This is a genomic window from Lysobacter yangpyeongensis (genome assembly GCF_042655745.1).
Lineage (GTDB): Bacteria > Pseudomonadota > Gammaproteobacteria > Xanthomonadales > Xanthomonadaceae > Agrilutibacter > Agrilutibacter yangpyeongensis.
Genome location: NZ_JBHSNM010000002.1, coordinates 95,351 through 117,877, shown reverse-complemented (window position 1 = coordinate 117,877; position 22,527 = coordinate 95,351). Strand labels below are relative to the sequence as shown.

Sequence of the window (22,527 nt, the reverse complement as noted above, 5' to 3'; positions counted from 1 at the left end):
CCTGAGCGGCCGCCGCCGGTCAAGTGATGCAGGCGGGCGGCCGAGGAACGCAGCAAGTTCGCCGGCTGCGTGAAGCAGCGCAGTAGCGACGGGACGTCAGTGCGACCGCAGCTCCACCACCGGCGCGAACCCGCCGTAGATCAGCCGCTTGCCGTCGAACGGCATCGGATTGTTTTCGGGACTCACGCGCGGATCCTTCATCACCTTCTCCATGCCGGCGTCGCGCGTGGCCTTGTCGGGCCATTCGATCCACGAAAAGACCACGGTTTCGTCGTCCTTCGCCTGCACGGCACGACGGAAATCGGTGAGCTTGCCGTCCGGGACGTCGTCGCCCCAGCACTCCAGAACGCGGGTGGCGCCGTTCTCCATGAAGACGGAATCGCCGCTGTTGGCGTGCCGGATGAACTGGTCCTTGTTGGCCGTCGGAACGGCCATCACGAAGCCATCGATGTAGGACATGGGACCTCCTCGGAGCGGAAGGGGAGAGGGCGTTGTAGCGCCTCATCCGTTACGACGATTCGAAGGGCTGCGGATCGACTGCCGCGGCGGCAATCCCGCGACTCGAGGCCCGATTTTTGCGTTTGCCCTCGCTCCGTCGGCCCGGTCCCCAGTCCTGTGCACGCACACGCCGGGCCTTCACGACCCCGAAGCGGCCGCAGGAGGACGCTCTCCCGCGTCACGGAAACGGGAGGCGTCCGATGGCCAGGTCCGCACCAGTACATCCGCTGGCCGCATCGTTGCTGGCGATGACGCTCGCTGCCTGCGGCGGGGGCGGTGGGGGAGGCCGCGTGCCGCCGCCATTGAACCGCGCACCGGTATTCACCTCGACGGCGTCGGTCACGGTCGCGGAGAACACGGCGGACGCGTTCCATACCGTGACCGCCACCGACGCCGACGGCGATGCGCTGACGTTCTCGATCAGCGGGGGCGTCGACGGCGATCGCTTCCGCATCACTTCCGCCGGCGCGCTGTCGTTCGTCTCTCCGCCGGATTTCGAAGCTCCGGGCGACAACAACGGCGACAACGTCTATCAACTCGAACTGACCGTCAGCGACGGGCACGCGAACGTCGCCCGCTCCATGTCGGTCACCGTGACCGACGTGGCCGAGGCGCCCGCCTACCAGGTGCGTCGCGTGGTGGCGGGGTTGAACGAGTCGGCCTTCCTGGCGCCGGTGCCCGACGGCAGCGGACGGGTGTTCGTGACCGAACTGGGCGGCCGCATCCTGGTTCTGTCGCCCGATACCGGCGCGATCGCACCGACGCCGTTCCTCGATCTGACGGGACAACTATCGACCGATGGCGAACGCGGTCTGCTGGGGTTCGCCACCGCGCCCGATTTCATGACGAGCGGGACGTTCTACGTGTTCGTGACGGTGCCCGACGGCACCATCGAGGTCCGCCGCTACGGCACGATGGCGGGCAATCGCGAGCAGGCCGATCCCGCGAGCGGCGACGCGATCCTGCGCGTGCCTCACCCGCGCAGCAACCACAACGGCGGCTGGATCGGATTCGGACCCGACGACTTCCTCTACATCGCGATCGGCGACGGCGGCGGCTCGGGCGATCCCGACAACAACGGCCAGAATCCGGCCACGCTGCTGGGCAAGATCCTGCGCATCGATCCCGGCCGCGACGGATTCCCGGCCGATGACGCGCGCGATTACGCGATACCGGCGGACAATCCGTTCGCGAACGGCGGCGGCGCGCCGGAAGTGTTCGCATACGGACTGCGTAATCCGTTCCGCAACAGCTTCGATCCCGCCACCGGCAACCTGTGGATCGGCGATGTCGGACAGAACGCGGTGGAGGAAGTCGACCTGCTGCGGCCCGGCGACGGCGGCGCGAACTTCGGCTGGCCGATCATGGAAGGCACCTCGCCATACCGTGGCGGGTCGACGGCGGGACTCACGCCGCCGGTTGCCGAATACGTGCACGGCGCAGGAACGCGCCAGGGCAACACCGTCATCGGCGGTTACGTGTACCGGGGCAACGTGCAGTCCCTGCAGGGCCTGTACGTGTTCGCCGATTTCATCCGGCCCAACGTCTGGACGTTACCGGTGTCGAGCGTGTCGGTGGGCATGACGTTGCCGTCCAGCGAGTTCACCGTGCGCAATGCGGACTTCGCGCCGAATGCCGGCGCCATCACCAACATCGCCAGCTTCGGCGTGGACGAGGACGGAAACCTGTATCTGGTCGATCTCGATGGCGAGATCTTCGTGATCGAGCCCCTGGCTTCCCCCATGCCCGGCACGCGGATGCGTGCGCAGACGCCGCGGTGGCGCGAGCGCTGGCCGGACCGCTAGCGGGAATGCCGCGACGGTTGCCAGCAACGCGGTCATCGAACGAACATGCCTGCGCAGGCGGATGGCCGCCTGGCAGGCAATCGCGATGACCGAACACGATCTCGACAATCCCTTCTGGAATTCGCTGTGCACGCGGCATCGCGCGATCGCGCTGCGCAACGGCGATGCCGCGTGCTATCCCGCACCGTTCGCTCCCTTTCTCGGCGTCGCCCACGCCGGGGTCGATGTCGACGATACCGTCGCGCCCCTGGTCGCGCCGGGCGAGAGCGTCTACCTCATCGGTGTCGTGCCCTCGGTTCCCGCGGGCTGGAAGCTGGAGGCCTATCGCCCGCTGGCGCAGATGATCAGCCATGACCCGCTCGAGGTGATCGACGGCCCGGAGATCATCCCGCTGTCGGAGGCGCATCGCGCCGACGTGCTCGCGCTCACCGCGCTGGTGTATCCGCATTACTTCCGCGAACGCACGATGGAGATGGGGCGCTACTTCGGCATCTACCAGGAGGAGCGGCTCGCCGCCATCATCGGCGAGCGTCTGGGCACCGATGCGTACACGGAGATGAGTGCGATCTGCACGCATCCGGATTTCCTCGGCCGTGGCTACGCGCGCCGGCTCACGGCGATGCTCACGAACGACACACTGGAACGCGGACGGATTCCCTTCCTCCACGTCAGCCACGAGAACACGCGCGCCAAGCAGCTGTACGAGCAGATCGGCTTCCGCCATCGCCGCGATGTCGGCTTCTGGTCGCTGACGCGGCTGGCAGGCTGAGCCGCACGACGACCAGAACTTCCGTTGCGCGGCGTGTGTGCGCCCGCACTCAGGCGTGGCCGCTCCACGCGCGGATGAACGGCGCCAGTTGCGGCAGGAGGTCGACCATGCCGTGCAGCGGGACGATCAGCCACAGCGAGCGCGTGCGTGCCCACAGCACGCCGAAGGCGATGCCGGCGGGCGCGATCATCACGATGGAATAGGCGATCGCCCACGCCGGCGTGGCGTGCGCCACGCCTTCCATCAGATGCCCGCCGCGCAGCCATAGCCCCGGCGCGTGCGCCAGGCCGAACAGCAGCGAGGCCCACGCCACCGCGGCGACCTGCGAGCCGCCGGCGATCGCGAGCTTCTCCTGCAGCACGCGGCGGAACAGCACTTCCTCGCACAGGCCGGCTTCGATCGTCTGCCACCCGAAACACGCGGGGATCGCCCACGCCAGGGTCGCGGCCGACGGCGCGAGTTCGCGCAGCGTCACCAGGCCGCGCCCGAACACCGACTGCATCGCCAGGTAGGCCAGCGACATCACCACGAAGGTCAGCAGCAGGCGTTGCCACGGCAGCGTCGGTTTCGCGCCGAACTTCCAGCCGAGGAACAGCACCGCCGGCAGCAGCACCATCGTCACCAGCTTCACCACCAGTTGCACGATCGACTGCGCCGGCTCGTCGGGGAAATGCGCGTTGATCGACGAGAAGCCCCAGCCCAGCACTACCAGCGCGAATGCGGCCAGGTACAGCACTACGCGCGGCAGTTGCCGCGGCTCCGGCAGCGGTGTGGCCGGTCGTTGGGGTTTCAGCGTGCACAGCCAGGCCAGGAGCGGGAACACCACGCCGAGCATCGCGAACAGGAACAGCGGTTCGACGATGCCGAAATCCGGATCGCGGGCCAGCACGGACAGCGCGATCGCGTACGCAGTCGCGGCGACGACGAGGGCCAGCGCGGCGGCGCGGCCAGGACTTGGGGAGCGGAAGGTCGGCATGGGGCCAGCATGCCCGGCCGGCGCGGGGGCCGCCTTGCCCGTTGGTCGCCCAACGATCGGCACAGGCGAGGCCACTCCGTTGGTTCGTGCCGTTCCATACGCCCCGGTGTGGACGTCGTCGGGCGCAGCGGGCAGACTCGCCCGGCCCGCCACGACCCGACCACGGAAGGCCCGCGATGGAGAAATGGATATTGCTCGGCATGGCGCCGGTGTTCCTGGCGCTGATCGCCCTGGAGGCCTGGTACTGGCGCCGGCGCCGGCCCGGGATGTACAGCCTGGTCGATACCCTCTCCAACGCCGCGCTGGCGTTGATGCACCAGGCCGCCGATGCGGTCGCGTGGCTGCTGGTGATAGGCCTGTACTACGCCGTTTACGCGCATCGCCTGTTCGACCTGCCGGCCTCGGCGTGGACGATCGCGGCATTGTTCGTGGCCCAGGACTTCTTCTATTACTGGTTCCACCGCGCGAGCCACCGCATCCGCTGGCTGTGGGCGTCGCACGTCACGCACCACTCGTCCGAACGCCTCAACCTGTCCACCGCGTTCCGCCAGAGCCTCACGTATCCGGTCTCGGGGATGTGGCTGTTCTGGCTGCCGCTGGCGTGGCTGGGTTTCGAGCCCGCGCATATCGTTGCGGTCGTCGCGATCAACCTGGGCTTCCAGTTCTTCGTGCACACGCAGGCCGTCGGCCGGCTGGGCTGGCTCGAACACGTGTTCAACACGCCTTCGCACCACCGCGTGCATCACGCGCGCAACGCGAAGTACATCGACCGCAATTACGCGGGCGTGCTGATCGTGTGGGACAAGCTGTTCGGCAGCTTCGTCGAAGAGGATCCGGCCGTGCCGTGCGAATACGGCATCGTCGGGCAGATCCACAGCCACAACCCGGTCCGCCTGACCTTCCACGAGTGGATCGCGATGTTCCGCGATGCGGCGCGCGCACGCGGCTGGCGCGGCACGATCGGACAACTGCTGGGGCCGCCGGAACGCGCGCTGGCGCATCGCCAGGCGTTGTCCGGCGACTGATCCTCAGCGTCGCTTCGGCTTGCCGGGCACGGGCGGGACGGTGCGCAGGTAGGCCCACACGGCGCGCAATTCGGTGTCGTCCATGCGGTCGTAGGCCGGCCACGGCATCAACGGATCCACCGCCGTGCCATCCGGGCGGCGCCCGGTGTGCATCAGGCGGAGGAAGTCGGCTTCCTGCCAGGCCGCCAGGCCATCGGCGTGCGGGGTGAGGTTCGCCGACTTCGGCTTGCCGGGGATCACGACGGTGTTGCCGGCCAGGCCTGGGCCATGGCAACCCGTGCACGATTGCGCGACGTAGCGGCCGTATTCGGGCGTGATTGCCGCGACGGGCGCCTGTCGCGCGCGTGGCGCATGGTCGATGCGTTCGGCGGAAAACAGCGGCAGCTTGCCGAGCGTGTACAGCACGCGACCCACCGGACGCACGGAGCTGGTTCCCGGGGCGTTGTCGCTGGCGGGCAGCGAGCGCATGTAGGCGACGAGCGCGGCGACGTCGCGATCCTCGAAGTCGGCGAATTCGCCCGACGGCATGATCAGCAACGGGGTTCCGTCGGGACGGATCCCGTGGCGGATCGCGGCGCCCAGGGCATCGTCGGTGTACGCCGGATCGCGAACGCTGCGGCTGAGGTTGGAGGGAACGATGCGACCAAGCACCGGATCGTCGATCAGCACGCGTCCGGCGCCCTGTGGTCCGTGGCAATCGCCGCAACCGCGCGTGTCGAACAGGTGGCGGCCGCGCGCCAGCGCCTCGGCCGTCGTTTCCACGCGCAACGGCGGATCGCTGACCGCATACGTGCGGGACATCGCCTTGCCGGTGACCGCCCAGGACACCGCAAACAGCGCCGTCACGCCCAGCAACACGATCGCCAGCCCGATCGCCGACCACTTCGCCACACGCCGCATCACACCCGCTCCACGCGAATACCTTGCCCGTCATACGCGGGAAGGACACGCGACAGGACAGGCACGGAGCGATCGGTGGCGCCGGGCGATTCGCGGGCCCGGCTGAAAGGCCTGCCTCACGCGGCTGCGAATGGGTGACGGCAGCGACCTGGCTGCCTGAATGCGCGAACCGGCGCGTCAGCCGCCGGCGACCTTGATCTCGACCTCGCCGAGCGTCACCCGCTGGCCCGCGTGGATCTTGCAGGTCTTGCGCAGTTCGACCGCGCCGTCCACGCGCACCGCGCCGCTGGCGACCAGCTGCTTGCCGGCACCGCCGCTGTCGCACAGGCCGGTTAGCTTGAGGAGCTGGTTGAGCTCGACGTAATCCCGGTCGAGCTCGAAAACGATGCGCTGCATGTGCGGAACCTGTCCTGCCGTCTGTCGGAAGCTGGCGGCAGCGTCGCAGCCGTGCGGCCCTCGCGCAAGCGGAATGTGACCGCGCGCGCACTCGTAGCGAGACCATACGCCAGCGTCGTTTGCGGTGGTGCCGGCGGGACCGGACAATGGCGCGCCTTCCGGGAGAATGCCTTGAACACCGCTGTATCGCACGCCGCGCCTGCCGCCTCCACCGTTTCATCCCCCAACCTGCGCAAGCTCTGCGCGCAATTCGCCACGCCCCATCTCGGCCGCGCCGTGTGGCAGCTGATCAACACGCTGGTGCCGTTCGCGGTGCTGTGGGCATTGATGGCCTGGAGCGTGGTAGGCCAGTGGGGTTACGGCTGGACGCTGCTGCTGTCGATTCCCGCCGCCGGCCTGTACGTGCGCACCTTCATCATCCAGCACGACTGCGGGCACGGTTCCTTCTTCGCCAATGCGCGTGCCAACGACACGGTCGGTCGCGTGCTCGGCGTGGTCACGCTGTTCCCTTACGGCTACTGGAAGAAGACGCATGCGATCCACCACGGCACCTCGGGCAACCTCGATCGCCGCGAGATGGGCGACATCGAAACCCTGACCGTCGCCGAATACCGCGCGCGCTCGTGGTTCGGCCGCCTGAGCTACCGCTTCTACCGCAGCACGCCGGTGCTGCTGGGCGTCGGGCCGCTGTACCAGTTCGTGCTGAAGCACCGCTTCCCGTTCGACCTGCCCTTCACCTGGAAGAAGGAGTGGGCGAGCGTGCTGCTCAACAACCTCGTGCTGCTCGTCGCCGGCGGAGCGCTGGCGTGGGTGCTGGGCTGGCAGACCGTGCTGATGGTGCACCTGCCGATCGTGCTGATCGCCGGCGCCGCGGGCGTGTGGCTGTTCTACGTGCAGCACACCTTCGAGGACGCGTACTGGACGCGCAAGGACGAGTGGGATTCGAGCCAGGCGGCGATCGCCGGCAGTTCCTACTACGACCTGCCGCGCGTGGTGCACTGGTTCACCGGCAACATCGGATACCACCACATCCACCACCTCGCCAGCCGTATTCCCAACTACCGCCTGCGCGAAGCCTTCGAATCCAGCCCGCTGCTGCAGGCCGCGCCGCGCATCACCCTGTGGACGAGCCTGAAGAGCGCGCGCCTGAAGCTGTGGTGCGAGGAAACGCGGCGGATGGTCGGATTCCCGCGCCACGCGGCGGCGTGATGGCCGCGTTGAAGCGATGAAGAAAGCGGGCCTGGTGCCCGCTTTTTTTTGGCCTCATTCGCGCTCGAAGCGCAGCAGCTCGTCCAGCTGTGCCTGGGCGCGGCGCAGGCTGGCGCCGGTGAGGGCATCGTCGAGTGCGCGTGCCAGGTGCGGACGCGCGGGATTGCGCGACCAGCGATGCACGCCCCACATGGCGAGCAGTCCGAGCACGCCCACGCCCAGCCCGCTCCACACCATGAGCGGCGACGTCGCCGGCAGGTCGATGCCGGCCAGGCCTGCCAGCACCACCAGAACCACGAACCAGAGGAACCACCACGGCAGTCCGGCGACCATGCCGCTGCGGATGTACAGCGTGCGAACGCGCGCCAGCTGCTTCTGGATCGCGATCACCGGTGCCGCTGGATCGATCCGGCCCATCTGGCTCAGCACGACGGCGGCGGCAATGATCGTCGCCACGCCGTAGACGTGCACCAGCACGCCGGCCGCGATCACCGCGCCGCCATGCGGCTGCGAGGCCCAGAGCGACATGGCCAGCGCGATGAACAGCAGGCCAAACGCGATCTGCGCGATCTGGCCCCAGAACAGCGGACGCAGGCCGGCCTTCAGGCGATCGAGCCGGTCCTGGCGGAAGACGTGCAGGTCCAGCTCGTGCTGCTGCTGCAATTGCCGGTCCAGGCGCTGCCAGGCGGCCTTGAGTTCGTCGAGTTCCATGGTGCCTCCTTCAGGCGAATTCGTTGCGGAGCCGCTGCTTGAGGCGGCTGATCTTCGTGGCGACGTTGGCCTCGCTGATGCCGAGGACGTCGGCGATTTCGCGGTGGCTGCGCTCGTCGAGGTAGAGCAGCAGCAGGGCGCGGTGGAGCGGATCCTGTCGCGCGATGAAGTCGTGCAGCAGCCGCAGGTGCTCGTCGCCCTCGTGATCGTCGCCGTCGCCGGCGAGCAGGGCCTCATCGTCCAGCGGCACCGAATGCCGGCCGCGCAGGCTGCTGCTGCGCACGTGCGAGATCGCCACGTTCAGCGCGATGCGGTACATCCACGTGGAGAAGCTGGCGCGTGCGGCGTCGTAACCGGGGAACGCGCGCCACAGCTGAGCCGCGATGTCCTGTGCGAGGTCGGCGCGATCGTCCGGATGCCGGCAGTACGAATGGGCGACCTTGAGCACGATGCCGCGATGGCGTTCAAGCAGTCCGGCGAAACGCTGTCGCGCGTTGTCCTGCATGGCGGCGGCGATTTCCATGGTGTCCCGCTGGATTCTAGGTGGAGTCACGGTGCCCCGCCGGCGTCGGCGGCGCGGTTGTCGGGGAAGTGATTCGCCGCGGTGGCCGATTCCTTACAGCGCCGCTGCATGCGTCGTTGACGCGGCCTGGGGCAGGGTGGGGGCCACCGTCCATCGGGAGGCCTGCCGTGCGCCGCAAGACATTGAGGTTCGGCAAGGGATTCCGCGTGGCCTTCGACGTGCGCAGGGCGCAGGCGGCGGAAATGGTGATCGCGCCCGGCGACAGCGAAGGCGGGCCGGACAACCGCCATCGCGGTGCGGACCAGTGGTTGTTCGTGGTCTCGGGCTCCGGTATGGCGACGGTGGAGGGCCGCCGCGTGCCGCTCAAAGCCGGGACGCTGCTGGTGATCGAGAAGGGCGAGCGGCATGAAGTGCGCAACACCGGCCGCACGCTGCTGAAGACGCTCAACTTCTACTATCCGCCCGCGTTCGATGCGGACGGCGATCCGATCGGTCCCGGGCGCGACTGAAACTTCGCGAAGCGATCCGCGCAAGCGGGTTGCGTCAACGGATCGGCAGGCGGATCTTCCGGCCGCGCCACTCCAGCAGCACGCTGTCGGGCTGGATCGCTTCCACCATCGCATCGCCGATGCGATCGCCTTCGTTGGCGCGGGCGCCGTCGATGATGACGAAGCGGTGCGCGGCGTCGGGCGCCCACATGTGCATGCTGAGTTTCAGCGGCGGCAACTGCCGGCGTTCTTCCGAAGACAGGTCGGACAGTCGCAGCGGCAACTGGGGGCTGGTGAAGGCGATCGGCGGTGGCGCCGGCTCGGCGGCCGCGGACGACGGCAACGATGGTGCCGTGGGTGGCGAACTGCTTTCCGTCGCGGGGCGCGTCGTTGCAGCCGCGACGGTTGCGGGCGATGCCGTTGACGCTGCGGTCGACGGTTTGTCGTCTGGTGACGGGGCCACCGGACGCGGCGACGGCGGCGTCGCGATCCGCGGCGAAGCGGGCGGCTGCAGACTCCGCGGAGGCGGTTGCAGCGAGGGTGTCGTCACGGTCGCCATGTCACCGGCTTCATCCGCCGCTTCGCGGGTGTCGATGCGCGCTGCGCCGGCCTCGGTGGGCACGGGCGCCGGCGCGCGCATCCAGGCGATGGCGAGCGCGGCCACGATCAAGGCCGCCGCTGCCGCGCTGCCCGCAACGCGCCAATCGCGTGCGCGCGTCGGCGTCGTCGGGAACACGGGCACGGTTTCGGTAAGCAGGTCGGGCGTCTGGCCGCGGCGACGCTCGGCTTCGGACTTGCGCAGGGCTTCGAGGATCAACGACATGGTTATTCCAGCCCTCTGAGCAGGCGTGGGCCGGTTTCTCCCCGAGCGGCCAGCGCCATCAGCGTTTCCGGACCGATCACGCCGTCGCTGACCAGTCCGCTGTCGTCCTGGAAGCGGCGCACGGCTGCCTGCATGTCGGCATCGAGCTGCGCGACCGCATCGATCGGCAGGTAATGCGGTGTGAGTCGGTCGCGCACCCACCTGAGCGTCGGCGTGCCGTTCGTCACCGGCCACGCGATGCCGGAGGGGCCGCGCCACAGGGCGGCGTAGTCGCCGTTCCAGTAGCGCGCCAGGGCAATGCGGTCGATGTCGAAGGTCTTGCCGTCGAGCGACAGGCGCGCGCGACGCGCGTCGGCGCCTAGCAATACCGCCCAGGCTTCGTGTCCCGCATCGGCGAGATGCAGCAGCACGGGACGATCCTGCGTGGCGATGCGGTCGAGCGCGCCGCGCGCGTGCAGGCAGTAGGCATCGGTGGAAATCGCGAAGGGACAACTCGCCGCGATACCGATGCTGAGATCGTCCGAGGGCAGCTGCCACAGCTGCAGCAATTGCTTCCACGCCAGCGGCGAGGCGGGCGCGGCACCGGCGATGCGCGCGGCCAGACCCTCGGCGTCGATCGCCGGAACGGCGGGCTTGTTCGGCGCGGCCTGCGTCGTGGCTGGCGCTGTCGCGGTACGTGCAGGCACGACAACGGAGGCGGGCGTAGGCCTCGTCGGCACGCGCCACGCATACACGCCCGCGATGAGCGCGAGCGCCGCCACGCCGAGCCCGGCCGGCACCAGCCAGCGCGGAATGCGTCCCGCCGCACGCGGCGCCAGCGTTTCCCGCGCGGCCCGGTCGACGGTGCGCGCATCGATGCGGGTGTCGTCGTGCGCGTAACCGCCAAGCAGGGCGCGTTCGGCGATCACGTTGATCAGGCGCGGCACGCCGCCCGAATGCGCGTGGATGCGCCGGATCGCCGCCGCATCGAAGGGCAGGTGCAGGCCGCCGGCAACGCGGTAACGGTGGCGCAGGTAGGCCGTGGTTTCGTTCGCGTCGAGTGGCGTGAGGTGATAACGCGCGGTGATGCGCTGCGCGAGCTGGCGCAACTCGGGACGCGCCAGCATGTCGCGCAGTTCCGGCTGGCCGAGCAGGATGATCTGCAGCAACTTCTGCGTATCGGTCTCGAGATTGGTAAGCAGCCGCACCTGTTCGAGCGCTTCGACCGACAGGTTCTGCGCCTCGTCGATGACCAGCACCACGCGCAGTCCCTGCGCGTAGGCTTCCAGCAGGTAGGCATTGAGCGTGTCGGTGAGCGCCTTGGCGCTGCCGCGACGGCCCTCGATGTCGAGACGGAGCTCTTCGCAGATCGTCTCCAGCAACTCGGCCGGCGACAGGCGCGGATTCAGCACCAGCGCGACGCGCGTGGGCACGCTGTTTTCGAGTTGCGGGATCTGTTCGAGCAGGAGCCGGCTGAGCGTGGTCTTGCCGGTGCCGACCTCGCCGGTCAGCTGCACGAAGCCGCCCCCGCCCCCCTGGCCGATGCCGAACAGCAGGTGCGCGAGCGCGTCCCGGTGGCGCTCGCTGAGGAACACGAAACGCGGATCGGGCGTGATCGAGAACGGCGGTTCTTTCAGGCCGTAGTGCTCGAGGTACATGCGGTGTCGATCGGCGGGGACTCGGACCCGTCATTAGCTGCCAGCGGGGGGGATGGGTCAAGTCTGGTCGCTGCGCTTGCCCCCCTCATCTGCCCCTCCGGGGCATCTTCTCCCCGCGAGCGGGGAGAAGGGGGTGATCGGTGCTGTTGCCGTTGTCGTTGTCGTTGTCGTTGTCGTTGCCGCTGCCCTGCCGCTGCCAAAAGCAACTCGCTGCGCTCGTTCCCTTTGCGGGAAAGAGGGGCATGGAATCCCTCTCCCCGCCTGCGGGGAGAGGGTGCCCGCAGGGCGGGTGAGGGGAGGCGAGCGCAGCGAGCTGCTGTTGCTTTTGCTGCTACTGAAAGAAGAGCAACTCGCTGCGCTCGCTCCCCTCATCTGCCCCTCCGGGGCATCTTCTCCGCAAGCCGGGAGAAGAGGTTGATGCTGCGGCGGATCGAATACCGCTACGCCTTCGCCATCGTCTTCAAAAACGCCTGCGCTGCATTGCGCCCGCACGCACCGCTGATGCCGCCGCCGCCGTGCCCGCCGCTGCCGCACAGGTGCAGGCCGTCCACCGGCGTGCGGTGGTCGGACCAGCCCGGCAGCGGGCGCATGAAGAACATCTGGTCGAGGATCAGCTGCCCGTGGTTGGGATCGCCTTCGGTCAGGCCGAACATCTTTTCCAGATCGACCGGCATCAACGAACGCGTCTGCTGGATCGACGCCTTCAACTTGGGGAAGTGCGCGGCCAGCGTGTCGATCGCACGCTGTTCGACCATCGCGCGCGCACTGGTCCAGTCCTGTTGCCGCAGCGCGTACGGCGCAGACTGGAAATGGATGGAGACCACCGTGCCCGCGCTCGTGACCTCCAGGTACGGCTGCGTGGAAATCTCGCCATACTTGGCGGCGTCGAAGGCGCGTTCGAGGTACTTGAGCGTGGGCGCCACGGCGAGCGTGCCCGACGGAAGGCCATGCGTGCCATCGGTCAGCAGATGCACCTTGGCGATCGCGCCACGCATCTTGATCGACTGCACCTGCCAGACGAATTCCGGCGGCAGTTCCGGTGCGCCGACGAGATCGAGCAGGGTGTGGCGCGGATCGGCCGCGGAGAACACCGCGCGCGCGGCGATCGTCTCGCCGGTATCGAGCACCACGCCCGTCGCGCGCTGCTGGTCGACGACGATGCGCTGCACGTTGGCGTTCGCGCGCATTTCGCCGCCGTGCGCGGTGAGCGCCGCCACCAGCGCGTCGGCGATGCGCACGCTGCCGCCGGCGACCGGACGCTGCGCGAGGCCACCGCGGTTGAGCCAGTTGTGCATCAGCGTGTAGCCGGTGCCCGCGGACATCGAGCCCAGTGTGTGGCCATGGATGCCGACCGCCGCGATCGCCGCCTTGAGCTCTTCGGACTCGAACCATTCCTCGGTGAATTCCACCGTCGACATCGACAGCGAGCGGATCACCCGGAACATGTCGCGGCCGCCGAGGCGGCGCAGTGTCCACGCGAGTTTCGCCAGCGGCCAGCCTTCGCTGAAGCCGACGTGCAGCAGGCGCGGCATCGGCGTGCGATACGCGGCATCGAGGAAGGCCGCCGCGCGATCCATGAAGGCGACGAACTCGGGCCACTTCGCGGCATCGGCCGGCGAGAACTGGCGGATCGATTCGAGTGTCGCCTTGTCGCCTGCCGTGGTGGACAGCTGCAGACGGCGACCATCCGGCAACAGCGAGATGTACGCCAGCGCAGGCCCGTTCGCAGCGGTCAGGCCATGTCGTGCCAGTGCCAGATCGCTCACGATGTCCGGTCGCAGCTGCGCACCCGCATGCAGCGGATCGAAGCGGATGCCTTCGTCGAACGCGCGCTGGGCGAGTTGTCCGCCTGCGCGTTCCAGCCGATCCAGCACCAGCACCTGCTTCCCGGCCTTCGCCAGGTAGGTCGCCGCGACCAGGCCGTTGTGGCCGGCGCCGACGACGATGACGTCGTATTTCGATTTGTTCATGGCTTCCTGGTTTCGCTTAGATCGTCATCCCAGCTTCCGCTGGAATGACGGAATGGGGCCGGGCAGCACCCAGCACTCACTTCCAATCCTTCAACACTTCCTGCGCCGCCAGCTTGCCCGCCGCCCCCATCACGCCGCCGCCCGGATGCGCGCCGGACGCGCCGAAGTAGTAGCCCGGCAACGGCGTGCGGAAGTCGGCCCATTGCGGCGCGGGCCGCAGGAAGAACAGCTGGTGCAGCAGCAGTTCGCCGTGGAAGATGTTGCCCCCCGTGATCCCGGCGATGTTCTCGATGTCCTTCGGCGTGATCACCTGCTTGCCGACGATCGCGCGGCGGATGTTCGGTGCGTAGCGTTCGATCGTGGAGATCACGGTCTCGCCGAACGCGTCGCGCTTGGCGTCGTCCCAGCCGCCCTCGATGTCGTAGGGCGCGTACTGCACGAAGCACGACATCACGTGGTGGCCCGGCGGCGCCATGTCGCGGTCGATCATCGAGGGGATGATCATGTCGATGTACGGGTTCCTGGCGAACTGGCCGTACTTGGCCTCGTCGTAGGCGCGCTCGATGTACTCCATGCTCGGGCTGATCGAGATCGCGCCGCGGTGCATCGGGCCTTCGCCCGGCAGGCAGGTGAAGTCGGGCAGTTCGCTCAGCGCGATGTTCACCTTGCCCGACGAACCGCGCACGCGGAAGTTGCGGATCTGCTGCACGAACTCGCCGGGCAGGTGCTTCTCCTCGACGAACTGCAGGAAGCTGCGCTTGGGATCGGCCGCGGAGATCACCACCTTCGCCTGCAGCTCGTCGCCGTTCTGCAGGGCCACGCCCGCGGCGCGGCCGCCCTTGACGATCACCTGCTGCACGGCGGCGTTGGTGCGGATGTCGACGCCGAGCGCGCGCGCGGAACTGGCGATCGCCTGGGTCACGCCACCGTTGCCGTTCTTGCAGAAGCCCCAGGCGCGGAAGGCGCCGTCGATCTCGCCCATGTAGTGGTGCAGCAGCACGTACGCGGTGCCGGGCGAATGCGGGCCAAGGAAGGTGCCGATGATGCCGCTGGCCGACTTGGTGCCCTTGAGCGGGTCGAATTCGAACCAGTCGTTGAGCAGGTCCGCCGCCGACTGCGTGAGCAGCTTGGCGATCTGGTACAGCTCCTTCTCCGACAGGCTCTTCGCGTACTGGCCGACCTTCAGCAGGCCGAGCATGTCGCGCAGGCTCAGCGAGGAGGGATCGGGCGGCACCAGGCCGAGGATCGGCTTGATCGCCTTGGCCGCGCGGGCCATCACCCGGCCGTATTCGTCGGAGGCCTCCGCATCGCGCGGCGAATGCCGGTACAGCTCCTTGCGGGTGAGGTCGTGGTCGTCCCACGCGGCGAGGTAGTCGCCGTTGTCGAGCGGCGTGACGGTGCTGGGCAGCGGCAGGATCTTGAGGCCGTGCTTCGGCAATTCCAGGTCGCGGATGATCTCCGGGCGCAGCAGGCTCACCACGTAGGAGAACTGGCTGAAGCGGTAGCCGGGGAACGGCTCGGACGTGACGGCGGCGCCGCCGACGACGTCGCGGCGTTCGAGCACGGCGACCTTCTTGCCGGCGCGCGCGAGGTACGCCGCGGCGATCAGGCCGTTGTGGCCGGCGCCGATGACGACGGCGTCGTATTGGTTTGAGGTCATAGGGTTCTGCTCTTGCTCGTCATCCCGGCGCAAGCCGGGATCCATGTTGCTGTTGTTCTGGTTTGCGAAGACGAAAGGCGAAATCAAGATGGATCCCAGCTTGCGCCGGGATGACGACTGAGGGGCTTGCGACTGACGGAACGACCGACGGGACGACTGACGGTTCGGGAAGCGACGGGTCTCATTTCTTCTTCCACTCCGGCTCGTAGAACGGCAGCTTCACCACCTTGCCCGGCGCATGCAGCCGCTTGTGTTCGACCGTGACCTCCAGCGACAGCCGCGTGCCCGGTGCGTAATACGGCCGCTGCACATGCACCAGCGCGATGTACTTCTTCAGCACCGGCGACCAGGTGCTCGTGGACGCGTAGCCGACCTGCTTGCCCTCGTGCATCAGCGGCAGGCTGCCGCGCACCGCCATCGCCGGTACCTGCGGCGGCAGGCCGACGGGCGCGAACAGCGCCTCCATCCCTTCCCAGTCGACTTCGAAGCCCATCAGCTTCCACGCCGAGCCTTCGCGGTGCTCGCGCTCGAGCGCGCGGCGGCCGACGAAGTAGCCGGGCTTGTCGAGCGCGACCGCCCAGTCCAGGCCCATCTCCAGCGGCGAGGACTTCTGCCCCTCGATCCAGGCGTGGTTGGCGGCGGTGTAATCGACGTCGATCATGAACAGGCCGGCTTCCACGCGCGCCATGTCCATCGCGAGGATGCCGCAGGGCACGATGCCGTAATCGTGGCCCGCCGCCATCAGTGCGTCCCACACGTGCAGCGCATCGCCGGCGTCCATCCAGATCTCGTAACCGAGGTCGCCGGTGTAACCGGTGCGCGAGATCGTCACCGGCTTGCCGGCCAGCTTGTTCTGCATCACGCGGAAGTACTTGAGCTTGTCCAGCGTCTTGTCGCACACCAGGTTCAGCACCGTGCGCGACTTCGGCCCCTGCAGGCTCAGCGCCGCGACCTGTTCGGTGACTTCGGTGATCGTCACGTCCATGCCGACCGCGTTCATCGACAGCCAGCGCAGCGAGGGTTCGGCGGACGTGAGGCGGAACAGGTTTTCGCCAAGACGCGAAATCGTGCCGTCGTCGAGCAGCTTGCCCTCGTCGTCGCACCAGCCGGTGTAGCCGACCTGGCCCACGGCCATTTTTTTCACGTCGCGCGGCGTCATCTTGTGCAGCAGGCGCGCGGCGTCGGGGCCCGCGATCATGTACTTCATCAGCGGCGACACGTCGATCATCGCGACGCCGTCGCGGATCGCCCAGTACTCGCGGTCCAGATGCAGGTCGTAGGAGCCGAGCACGATGTGCCCGGCCCAGCGGCGCCAGTTCTGCGGCACGCTCAGTTTCGAGGTGCGCTCGTGGAAGGGGGTGTGTTTGAGTTTGAACATGGGGCGTTGGGAGGCGGGAATAGGGAAGAGGGAATGGGGAACGGGAGAATTGAGGAGACTTCAGGTGTGTGGGGCGAGTCAGGAACAGGAAGCCACGGCTTCCTTCCGTTCCCTATTCCCCATTCCCCGTTCCCGCCTTTTCGACCTTTCCAACCATCTCGCACGAACTTACCCGATGCGCCCGCACCGTCGGCGGCACGACGCTGAAGTCGCCCGCGAGCGCGTGCAGGTACCAGTCGAGGAAGCGCTTGGGCGTGTCCTCGAATTCCGGATGCTGCGGGCCCGGCTCGAAGAACTGCGAATTCACCCCGGCGGCATTGAGCGTCATGATCCGCTTGTCCTCCAGCGTGGTGACGTGCCACAGCCAGATGAGTTCCTCGCGGTCGTAGTCGACGCCTTCGCGCGCATCGCCGGCGACGAACCAGACGATCTCCATGTCCGTCCGGTCGATGCCGCGCGGCACGTAGCGGAACAGGATGCAGTGGTCCGGGTAGTTGAGCATGTAGGTCAGCGGACCGAACTGGTAGTCGCCCGCGCCGCCGTCGTAGCCCTTGAAGTCGCCCATCAGTGGCGCCAGCGGCGCGCCGTCGCGGCTGCCGGTCTTGCAGCCGTCGAAGAGCGCGTAGCGGCTGGTGTAGACGCAGGCGCCGAAGCCGGGTGCTTCGCGGAACATGCGGTACAGCGCCTTCTCGATGTCGGGGATGCCGGTTTCGCGCTCCGCCCGCGCCCACATCGCGCGGTTGAGCGGCGCGGCGACGTGCTCGCGTTCCTTGAACGTGTGGATCTTCGAGTACGCGCGGTGCGCGGTGTCGCAGTGGTAGCACTCCAGGTAATTGCCCAGCGCGATCTTCCAGTTGGCGTCGACCGGATAGGTCTCGCGGTGCGCGATCTTCGCCTGGTCGAGGTGATAGGGCGCCATCTGCGCATCGACCTGCTTGAGGCTCTCGTTGAAGTCGTAAGCGTCGGGATCGAAGTTGATGAAGATCAGGCCGAAGCGCACGGCCACGCGCGCCTGCTTCAGGCCGTGATCCTCGCGGCGGAATTCCGGCATCGCCTCCATGTGGCGCGCGGCGCGCAGGCTGCCGTCGGCGTTGTAGACCCAGCCGTGGTACGGGCAGACGAAGGTGCGGCAATGGCCGGAGCTTGCTTCGCAGACGCGCGAGCCGCGGTGCCGGCAGGAATTGATCAGCGCGCGGACGGTGTCGTCCTCGCCGCGCACGACGATCACCGATTCCTCGGCGATCTCGTAGAGGAAATAGTCGCCCTTGTCGGGGATCTGGCTGACATGGCCGGCGTACAGCCAGCTCCTGAAGAAGACGTTGTTCAGTTCCTGCTGGTAGGTCACCTCCGACCGGTAGAAATAGCGCGGCAGCCCCGCATCGGGCTGCTGCAGCTGCGCCGACACGGCGCGCTGCAACTGCTGCTGGCTGTCTTCCACGTCGGGAACGAAGGCGGTCATGCAATCACGTCCGGCTGGCTGGCGGGGCGCGCGTCCATGCGCCGAATGCGGCAAATCCCGATCTTAGTCGGTCAGGCCCGTCCCGCGGCGAACGACCGCCAGCGCATCAGCGCATACAGCGGCACGCCGGCGACGGCGAGCAGCAGTCCCAGCTGGAACGGCTCGCGGCCCAGGCCGACGAAGGCGAACAGCACGTACGCCGCCCCCAGCAATCCGACCGCCAGCATCCCGCGTGCGGCGCTGCGGCCGCCGCGATGCCACAGCACCGCCAGCGCCAGCGAGCAGCACAGGTACAGCGGCAGGTTCGCCGCGGTCACCACCTTGCTGAGGAAGGTGAAGCCGTCGACCAGCGACTTGCTGTAGCTCATCAGCACCATGGCGGAGGCGAACACGCCGGTGACCAGCAGCGCCAGCGCCGGCGCGCCGCGGCGGTTGTTGCGCGCCAGCGCCGCGGGCATCACGCCGTTGAGTGCCATCGTGCGGGTGAGTTCGCCCACGAGTAGCGTCCAGCCGTTGAGCGCGCCCAGGCCGCTGACCACGACGAACAGCGCCAGCCAGCGGCCGAATCCGGCGCCGGCGTGGCGGTCCATCAGCGTGGCGAACGGCGCGCTCGCGCTGGCCAGTTCCTGCTGCGGGATCAGCAGCATCGGCACGGTGGACACGATGATGTAGACGATCGCGGTCAGGATCGTGCCGGCCATGGTCGCGCGCGGGATGGTGCGCGAGGGATCCTCGACGCGGCCCGCGGGCACCGTCGCCGATTCCAGGCCGAGCATCGCGAACAGCGCGATGGTGGAAGCCGCCATCACGTCGCCCAGTTTCAGCGGCGAGGTCGGCGGGTGTTCGGTGTACGTCGCTGGCGAGGTGAGCAGCAGCCATGCGCCCAGCACGGCCACGGCGATCATCGGCACCAGCTTCAATGCGGTGGTCGCGACCTGCACGCGTCCGCCGGTACGCACGCCGAGCATGTTGACGATCGCGAACAGCCACAGCAGGCCCAGCGCCAGCACCGCCGGCTGGACGCCCGACAGGGCGGGGAATACCGCGTCGAGGTAGCCGACGACGCCGGTGGCGAGCGCGGCGTTGGTGATCCATAGCGAGACCCAGTAGCACCAGATCGACAGGAAGGCGGGAATGTCGCCGAGCGTCTCGCGGATGTAACCGTAGGGGCCGTCGGCCTGCGGCAGTTCGCGTGGCAGGCGCGCGAACACGCGGGCGAGGGCGAGGCAACCCAGCACCGTAACCAGCCAGCCCAGCGTCGCGTTGAAGCCGTACGGCGCCAGCGAGGCCGGCAGCAGGAAGATGCCCATGCCGATGGTGTTGCCGACCACCAGCGCGGTGCACATCCAGAAACCGAGCTTGCGTTGCGAGTCGTGTCCGCCTTGCCCTTGCTGCATGTCGCGCCCCTGTTGGTGCCGCTGCCAGCGGCCAGCCTGCCACAGCCATTGCATTCCGCCGACCCGCGAACGGGGCGGCGGAATGCCGTCGTTATCGCCCATCATTGCCGCACTGGGCAATGTCCGCGCATACCACCGTCCCGTTCCTGATCACGGCCTGCACGCGACGGAGTACCTCGATGTCGGCCAGCGGATCGCCGGCCACGGCGATCAGGTCGGCCGCCATGCCCGGCGCCACGGAGCCGAGCTTGTCTTCACGCCCGAGGAGGCGTGCGGAGTTGATCGTCGCCGCCTGGATCGCCTGCATCGGCGTCAGGCCGTAGCGGACCATGTAGGCGAACTGACGCGCGTTGTCGCCGTGCGGGTAGACGCCGCTGTCGGTGCCGTAGGCGATGTTCAGGCCGGCCTTCACCGCCTTGCGAAAGCCCTGTCGCTGCACGTCGGTGGTTTCCAGGTTCTTGCGCAGCTTCTCGGCCGACCAGTGCTCCTCGCGGCCGACGGTGTCGATGTAGTCGCCGTTGTAGATGTCCGCGACCAGCCAGGTGCCGTGCTGCTTCATCAGCGCGATGCCTTCGTCGTCGAGATACGAGGCGTGCTCGATCGAACGCACGCCCGCGCGCACCGCGCGCTTGATGCCTTCCGCGCCATGCGCGTGCGCGGCGACGAAGCTGTGGTGTTTGCCGGCTTCCTCCACCGCGGCGCGGATCTCCGCCTCGCTGTATTCGGACTCGCCAGGCTCGGTGCCGTCGGTGAGCACCGCGCCGGTCGCGATCACCTTGATGAAATCGGCGCCGTGGGCGAAGAGATCGTTGACCTTCTGCCGCACTTCGGCCTCGCCCTTCGACACGCCGCGGCGGAATTCCTCCGGCACCACGGTGCCCGCCGGCAGTCCGGTGATCTCGCCGCCACCGCCCGGCACCGTGATGTAGGCCCCGGCCACGAACATGCGCGGGCCCGGCACGTAGCCGGCGTTGATCGCATCGCGCAGCGCCACGTCGGCGAAGCCGCGGTAGACGCCGACGTCGCGCACGGTGGTGAAGCCCGCATACAGCGTGGCGCGCGCGTTCATCGCGCCGATGAAGGCATCGCGCACGGCGGTGCTCTTGAGCGGGCCCGCCGGGTCGGCCTCCTGGCCCTCGTCGGCGAGATGCGTGTGCATGTCCATCAGGCCGGGGAGCACGGTGTAACGCGACCAGTCGACGAGCGTCGCGCCGTTCGCCGCATCGGCGGACCACGGCGCCACCGCGACGATGGTGTCGTTCTCGATGCGTACGGCCTGGTCGGCGAGCACGGTGCCCTGGTCGACGTCGATCAGGTGGCCGGCGTGGACGACGACAGTGCCGGCGTGGGAAGTCCCTGCGAAACAGGCCAGGGCGAGCGCGAGCGGGGCGAGTCGGGTCATGGGGATCCTGTGGCAACGAGTATGGAAAACAGTACCTGCACGTTCTTCATGCTGGCGGACTCCTTCTGCATGTCGAGCAGAGGACTCTTCTTCTCCCCGCTTGCGGGGAGAAGATGCCCGGAGAGCCTGCCCTCGAATGCTTTAATCGGGGGGCAGATGAGGGGAAGCGAGCGCAGCGAGCTGCCTTTGCTCTTCGACGTAAAGCAACTGCAAAAGCAAAAGCAGCTCGCTGCGCTCGCGCCCCTCACCCGCCTTCGGCACCCTCTCCCCGCAAGCGGGGAGAGGGAGAGTGCCATTACTTTCCACGCGGTCGATAGCGGTTGTAGCGCTTGAGCAACCGCACCAGCGCCGCATGATCGATCGCCTTCGCATACCGCCCGCCTTCACCGGTCATGTCGCGCGCGGCGACCATCGCGTTGACGATGGCTTCCTCCGTGGCCTGCACGGTCGCTTCGAACAGCCCGTCGAGATGATCGTTGCCGACGAAGTCCGCCTGACCCAGCGGCGCGCCAGCGGCGGCACCGGCGTTCGCAGTCGAGAAGGCGATGAAGATGTCGCCCGAGCCATTGCCGGCGTAGCTGCCCATGCGCGCCAGGCCCATGCCCGCGCGCTTGGCCACGCGCTTGAGCTGGTGCGGCAGCAGCGGCGCATCGGTGGCGATCACGACGATGATCGAGCCGGTGTCGCCGGTGATCGCCGCGCCGGTGTACACGCGATCGTTGCGCAGGTGCTGGCCAACCGGCACGCCGGCGATGCGCAGGGTGTCGCGCACGCCGTAGTTCGCCTGCACCAGCGCGCCGACCGTGTAGTCGTGCCCGTCCTGCGCGATGCGTCGCGACGCCGTGCCGATGCCGCACTTGAACTCGTGGCAGACCATGCCGGTGCCGCCGCCGACGTTGCCTTCTTCGACGGCGCCGCCTTGCGCCTCGCGCAGCGCCTGCGCGACGTGTTCCGGCTTCACGTGGAAGCCGTTGATGTCGTTGAGGTGGCCGTCCCAGGTCTCGGCCACGATGGGCAGCGACCACCAGTAGCCGCTGGCATCGGCGCCGCCGGCCTGGATGCGCTCAGCGATCACCGCATCGCGCACGACGCCGACGCTGTGCGTGTTGGTCAGCATCACCGGACCTTCGAGCTGGCCCGATTCGTCGAGCCAGGCGGTGCCGGTCATCTCGCCGTTGCCATTGAGCGCGAACCAGCCGCCGAACACCCATTTGTCCAGGCTGTCGCGGCCGCGCGGCAGGATCGCGGTGACACCGGTGCGGACCTTGTGGCCGTCGGGTTTGTCTTCGATCAGCGTGACCTGCCCGACGGTGACGCCGGCGACGTCGGTGATCGCATCGAGCGGGCCGGGCGTGCCGTCGAAGGGGATGCCCAGGTCGCGTGCGCGTGGCTCCGCGGCATGCACGACGCCCGCCACGGCGAGCAGCAGCGCAGCGACGTAGCCCGGGTAAGCGAAGCGCATCCGGAGGAATGCGGGACGTTCCAAAAGCTCGCGGGTGCG

The 22,527-nt window shown here is 68.2% G+C and carries 20 protein-coding genes; 5 read left to right on the top strand and 15 right to left on the bottom strand.

What is annotated here, in order from left to right:
* Positions 1-96: 96 nt before the first annotated feature.
* A complete protein-coding gene (locus ACFPN1_RS07265) occupies positions 97-459 on the bottom strand; it encodes a DUF1428 domain-containing protein (RefSeq protein WP_386754180.1) in 363 nt (120 codons plus the stop codon).
* A 239-nt stretch (positions 460-698) separates the two neighbouring features.
* Between ACFPN1_RS07265 and ACFPN1_RS07260 the strand changes: the two genes are divergently transcribed.
* Entirely contained in the window at positions 699-2,303 is a 1,605-nt protein-coding gene (locus tag ACFPN1_RS07260) for a PQQ-dependent sugar dehydrogenase (RefSeq protein WP_386754179.1), read from the top strand.
* 85 nt (positions 2,304-2,388) lie between these two features.
* Complete coding sequence (locus ACFPN1_RS07255; protein ID WP_386754178.1) at positions 2,389-3,072, top strand: GNAT family N-acetyltransferase; 684 nt, start codon at positions 2,389-2,391, stop codon at positions 3,070-3,072.
* Positions 3,073-3,121: 49 nt separating this feature from the next.
* Here ACFPN1_RS07255 and ACFPN1_RS07250 read toward each other — a convergent pair whose 3' ends face one another.
* The gene (locus ACFPN1_RS07250; RefSeq protein ID WP_386754177.1) at positions 3,122-4,048 is read right to left on the bottom strand and encodes a CPBP family intramembrane glutamic endopeptidase; all 927 of its coding nucleotides are present in this window, start codon (positions 4,046-4,048) and stop codon (positions 3,122-3,124) included.
* Between the two features lie 176 nt (positions 4,049-4,224).
* Between ACFPN1_RS07250 and ACFPN1_RS07245 the strand changes: the two genes are divergently transcribed.
* On the top strand, positions 4,225-5,073 hold the full coding sequence (locus ACFPN1_RS07245) for a sterol desaturase family protein (protein WP_386754176.1): 849 nt from the start codon (positions 4,225-4,227) through the stop codon (positions 5,071-5,073).
* Positions 5,074-5,076: 3 nt separating this feature from the next.
* Here ACFPN1_RS07245 and ACFPN1_RS07240 read toward each other — a convergent pair whose 3' ends face one another.
* Both ACFPN1_RS07240 and ACFPN1_RS07235 read right to left on the bottom strand, forming a co-directional pair.
* Positions 5,077-5,973, bottom strand: coding sequence for a c-type cytochrome (locus tag ACFPN1_RS07240; protein WP_386754175.1), 897 nt, complete (start codon positions 5,971-5,973; stop codon positions 5,077-5,079).
* Positions 5,974-6,150: 177 nt separating this feature from the next.
* Positions 6,151-6,369, bottom strand: a complete 219-nt coding sequence (locus ACFPN1_RS07235; protein WP_386754174.1) for an RNA-binding S4 domain-containing protein — start codon at positions 6,367-6,369, stop codon at positions 6,151-6,153.
* A gap of 171 nt (positions 6,370-6,540) precedes the next feature.
* On the opposite strand from ACFPN1_RS07235, the gene ACFPN1_RS07230 reads away from it, so the two are divergent.
* Positions 6,541-7,578 (top strand): fatty acid desaturase, encoded by a 1,038-nt coding sequence (locus ACFPN1_RS07230; RefSeq protein WP_386754173.1) that lies wholly within the window; start codon positions 6,541-6,543, stop codon positions 7,576-7,578.
* Between the two features lie 54 nt (positions 7,579-7,632).
* On the opposite strand, the gene ACFPN1_RS07225 is transcribed toward ACFPN1_RS07230, so the two are convergent.
* Positions 7,633-8,289 (bottom strand): serine/threonine protein kinase, encoded by a 657-nt coding sequence (locus tag ACFPN1_RS07225; protein WP_386754172.1) that lies wholly within the window; start codon positions 8,287-8,289, stop codon positions 7,633-7,635.
* 10 nt (positions 8,290-8,299) lie between these two features.
* Complete coding sequence (locus ACFPN1_RS07220; protein WP_386754828.1) at positions 8,300-8,794, bottom strand: RNA polymerase sigma factor; 495 nt, start codon at positions 8,792-8,794, stop codon at positions 8,300-8,302.
* A 185-nt stretch (positions 8,795-8,979) separates the two neighbouring features.
* Here ACFPN1_RS07220 and ACFPN1_RS07215 point away from each other — a divergent pair, with 185 nt between their 5' ends.
* A complete protein-coding gene (locus ACFPN1_RS07215; protein ID WP_386754171.1) occupies positions 8,980-9,321 on the top strand; it encodes a cupin domain-containing protein in 342 nt (113 codons plus the stop codon).
* Between the two features lie 34 nt (positions 9,322-9,355).
* On the opposite strand, the gene ACFPN1_RS07210 is transcribed toward ACFPN1_RS07215, so the two are convergent.
* The 9 genes from ACFPN1_RS07210 to ACFPN1_RS07170 all read right to left on the bottom strand — a co-directional run bounded on the left by ACFPN1_RS07210 (position 9,356) and on the right by ACFPN1_RS07170 (position 22,488).
* Positions 9,356-10,123 (bottom strand): general secretion pathway protein GspB, encoded by a 768-nt coding sequence (locus ACFPN1_RS07210; protein WP_386754170.1) that lies wholly within the window; start codon positions 10,121-10,123, stop codon positions 9,356-9,358.
* 2 nt (positions 10,124-10,125) lie between these two features.
* A complete protein-coding gene (locus ACFPN1_RS07205) occupies positions 10,126-11,760 on the bottom strand; it encodes an ExeA family protein (RefSeq protein ID WP_386754169.1) in 1,635 nt (544 codons plus the stop codon).
* A gap of 440 nt (positions 11,761-12,200) precedes the next feature.
* The gene (locus ACFPN1_RS07200) at positions 12,201-13,730 is read right to left on the bottom strand and encodes a phytoene desaturase family protein (RefSeq protein ID WP_386754168.1); all 1,530 of its coding nucleotides are present in this window, start codon (positions 13,728-13,730) and stop codon (positions 12,201-12,203) included.
* A gap of 76 nt (positions 13,731-13,806) precedes the next feature.
* A complete protein-coding gene (locus ACFPN1_RS07195) occupies positions 13,807-15,390 on the bottom strand; it encodes a phytoene desaturase family protein (protein WP_386754167.1) in 1,584 nt (527 codons plus the stop codon).
* Between the two features lie 181 nt (positions 15,391-15,571).
* A complete protein-coding gene (locus ACFPN1_RS07190) occupies positions 15,572-16,768 on the bottom strand; it encodes an aminomethyl transferase family protein (RefSeq protein WP_386754165.1) in 1,197 nt (398 codons plus the stop codon).
* A gap of 112 nt (positions 16,769-16,880) precedes the next feature.
* Positions 16,881-18,227, bottom strand: a complete 1,347-nt coding sequence (locus tag ACFPN1_RS07185) for an aromatic ring-hydroxylating oxygenase subunit alpha (RefSeq protein WP_386754164.1) — start codon at positions 18,225-18,227, stop codon at positions 16,881-16,883.
* Positions 18,228-18,298: 71 nt separating this feature from the next.
* Entirely contained in the window at positions 18,299-19,624 is a 1,326-nt protein-coding gene (locus tag ACFPN1_RS07180; RefSeq protein WP_386754163.1) for an amino acid permease, read from the bottom strand.
* A 91-nt stretch (positions 19,625-19,715) separates the two neighbouring features.
* Positions 19,716-21,026 carry a Xaa-Pro dipeptidase gene (locus tag ACFPN1_RS07175; protein WP_386754161.1) on the bottom strand — a complete coding sequence of 437 codons (1,311 nt, stop codon included), beginning with the start codon at positions 21,024-21,026 and terminating at the stop codon, positions 19,716-19,718.
* Between the two features lie 295 nt (positions 21,027-21,321).
* The gene (locus tag ACFPN1_RS07170; RefSeq protein WP_386754160.1) at positions 21,322-22,488 is read right to left on the bottom strand and encodes a DmpA family aminopeptidase; all 1,167 of its coding nucleotides are present in this window, start codon (positions 22,486-22,488) and stop codon (positions 21,322-21,324) included.
* Positions 22,489-22,527: the final 39 nt, after the last annotated feature.

Excerpts from the sequence above, each read along its gene's own strand:
- ACFPN1_RS07265 (WP_386754180.1), bottom strand. The coding sequence starts at position 459 with ATGTCCTACATCGATGGCTTCGTGATGGCCGTTCCGACGGCCAACAAG.
- ACFPN1_RS07260 (WP_386754179.1), top strand. The coding sequence starts at position 699 with ATGGCCAGGTCCGCACCAGTACATCCGCTGGCCGCATCGTTGCTGGCG.
- ACFPN1_RS07255 (WP_386754178.1), top strand. The coding sequence starts at position 2,389 with ATGACCGAACACGATCTCGACAATCCCTTCTGGAATTCGCTGTGCACG.
- ACFPN1_RS07250 (WP_386754177.1), bottom strand. The coding sequence starts at position 4,048 with ATGCCGACCTTCCGCTCCCCAAGTCCTGGCCGCGCCGCCGCGCTGGCC.
- ACFPN1_RS07245 (WP_386754176.1), top strand. The coding sequence starts at position 4,225 with ATGGAGAAATGGATATTGCTCGGCATGGCGCCGGTGTTCCTGGCGCTG.
- ACFPN1_RS07240 (WP_386754175.1), bottom strand. The coding sequence starts at position 5,973 with ATGCGGCGTGTGGCGAAGTGGTCGGCGATCGGGCTGGCGATCGTGTTG.
- ACFPN1_RS07235 (WP_386754174.1), bottom strand. The coding sequence starts at position 6,369 with ATGCAGCGCATCGTTTTCGAGCTCGACCGGGATTACGTCGAGCTCAAC.
- ACFPN1_RS07225 (WP_386754172.1), bottom strand. The coding sequence starts at position 8,289 with ATGGAACTCGACGAACTCAAGGCCGCCTGGCAGCGCCTGGACCGGCAA.
- ACFPN1_RS07220 (WP_386754828.1), bottom strand. The coding sequence starts at position 8,794 with ATGCAGGACAACGCGCGACAGCGTTTCGCCGGACTGCTTGAACGCCAT.
- ACFPN1_RS07210 (WP_386754170.1), bottom strand. The coding sequence starts at position 10,123 with ATGTCGTTGATCCTCGAAGCCCTGCGCAAGTCCGAAGCCGAGCGTCGC.
- ACFPN1_RS07205 (WP_386754169.1), bottom strand. The coding sequence starts at position 11,760 with ATGTACCTCGAGCACTACGGCCTGAAAGAACCGCCGTTCTCGATCACG.
- ACFPN1_RS07200 (WP_386754168.1), bottom strand. The coding sequence starts at position 13,730 with ATGAACAAATCGAAATACGACGTCATCGTCGTCGGCGCCGGCCACAAC.
- ACFPN1_RS07195 (WP_386754167.1), bottom strand. The coding sequence starts at position 15,390 with ATGACCTCAAACCAATACGACGCCGTCGTCATCGGCGCCGGCCACAAC.
- ACFPN1_RS07190 (WP_386754165.1), bottom strand. The coding sequence starts at position 16,768 with ATGTTCAAACTCAAACACACCCCCTTCCACGAGCGCACCTCGAAACTG.
- ACFPN1_RS07185 (WP_386754164.1), bottom strand. The coding sequence starts at position 18,227 with ATGACCGCCTTCGTTCCCGACGTGGAAGACAGCCAGCAGCAGTTGCAG.
- ACFPN1_RS07180 (WP_386754163.1), bottom strand. The coding sequence starts at position 19,624 with ATGCAGCAAGGGCAAGGCGGACACGACTCGCAACGCAAGCTCGGTTTC.
- ACFPN1_RS07175 (WP_386754161.1), bottom strand. The coding sequence starts at position 21,026 with ATGACCCGACTCGCCCCGCTCGCGCTCGCCCTGGCCTGTTTCGCAGGG.
- ACFPN1_RS07170 (WP_386754160.1), bottom strand. The coding sequence starts at position 22,488 with ATGCGCTTCGCTTACCCGGGCTACGTCGCTGCGCTGCTGCTCGCCGTG.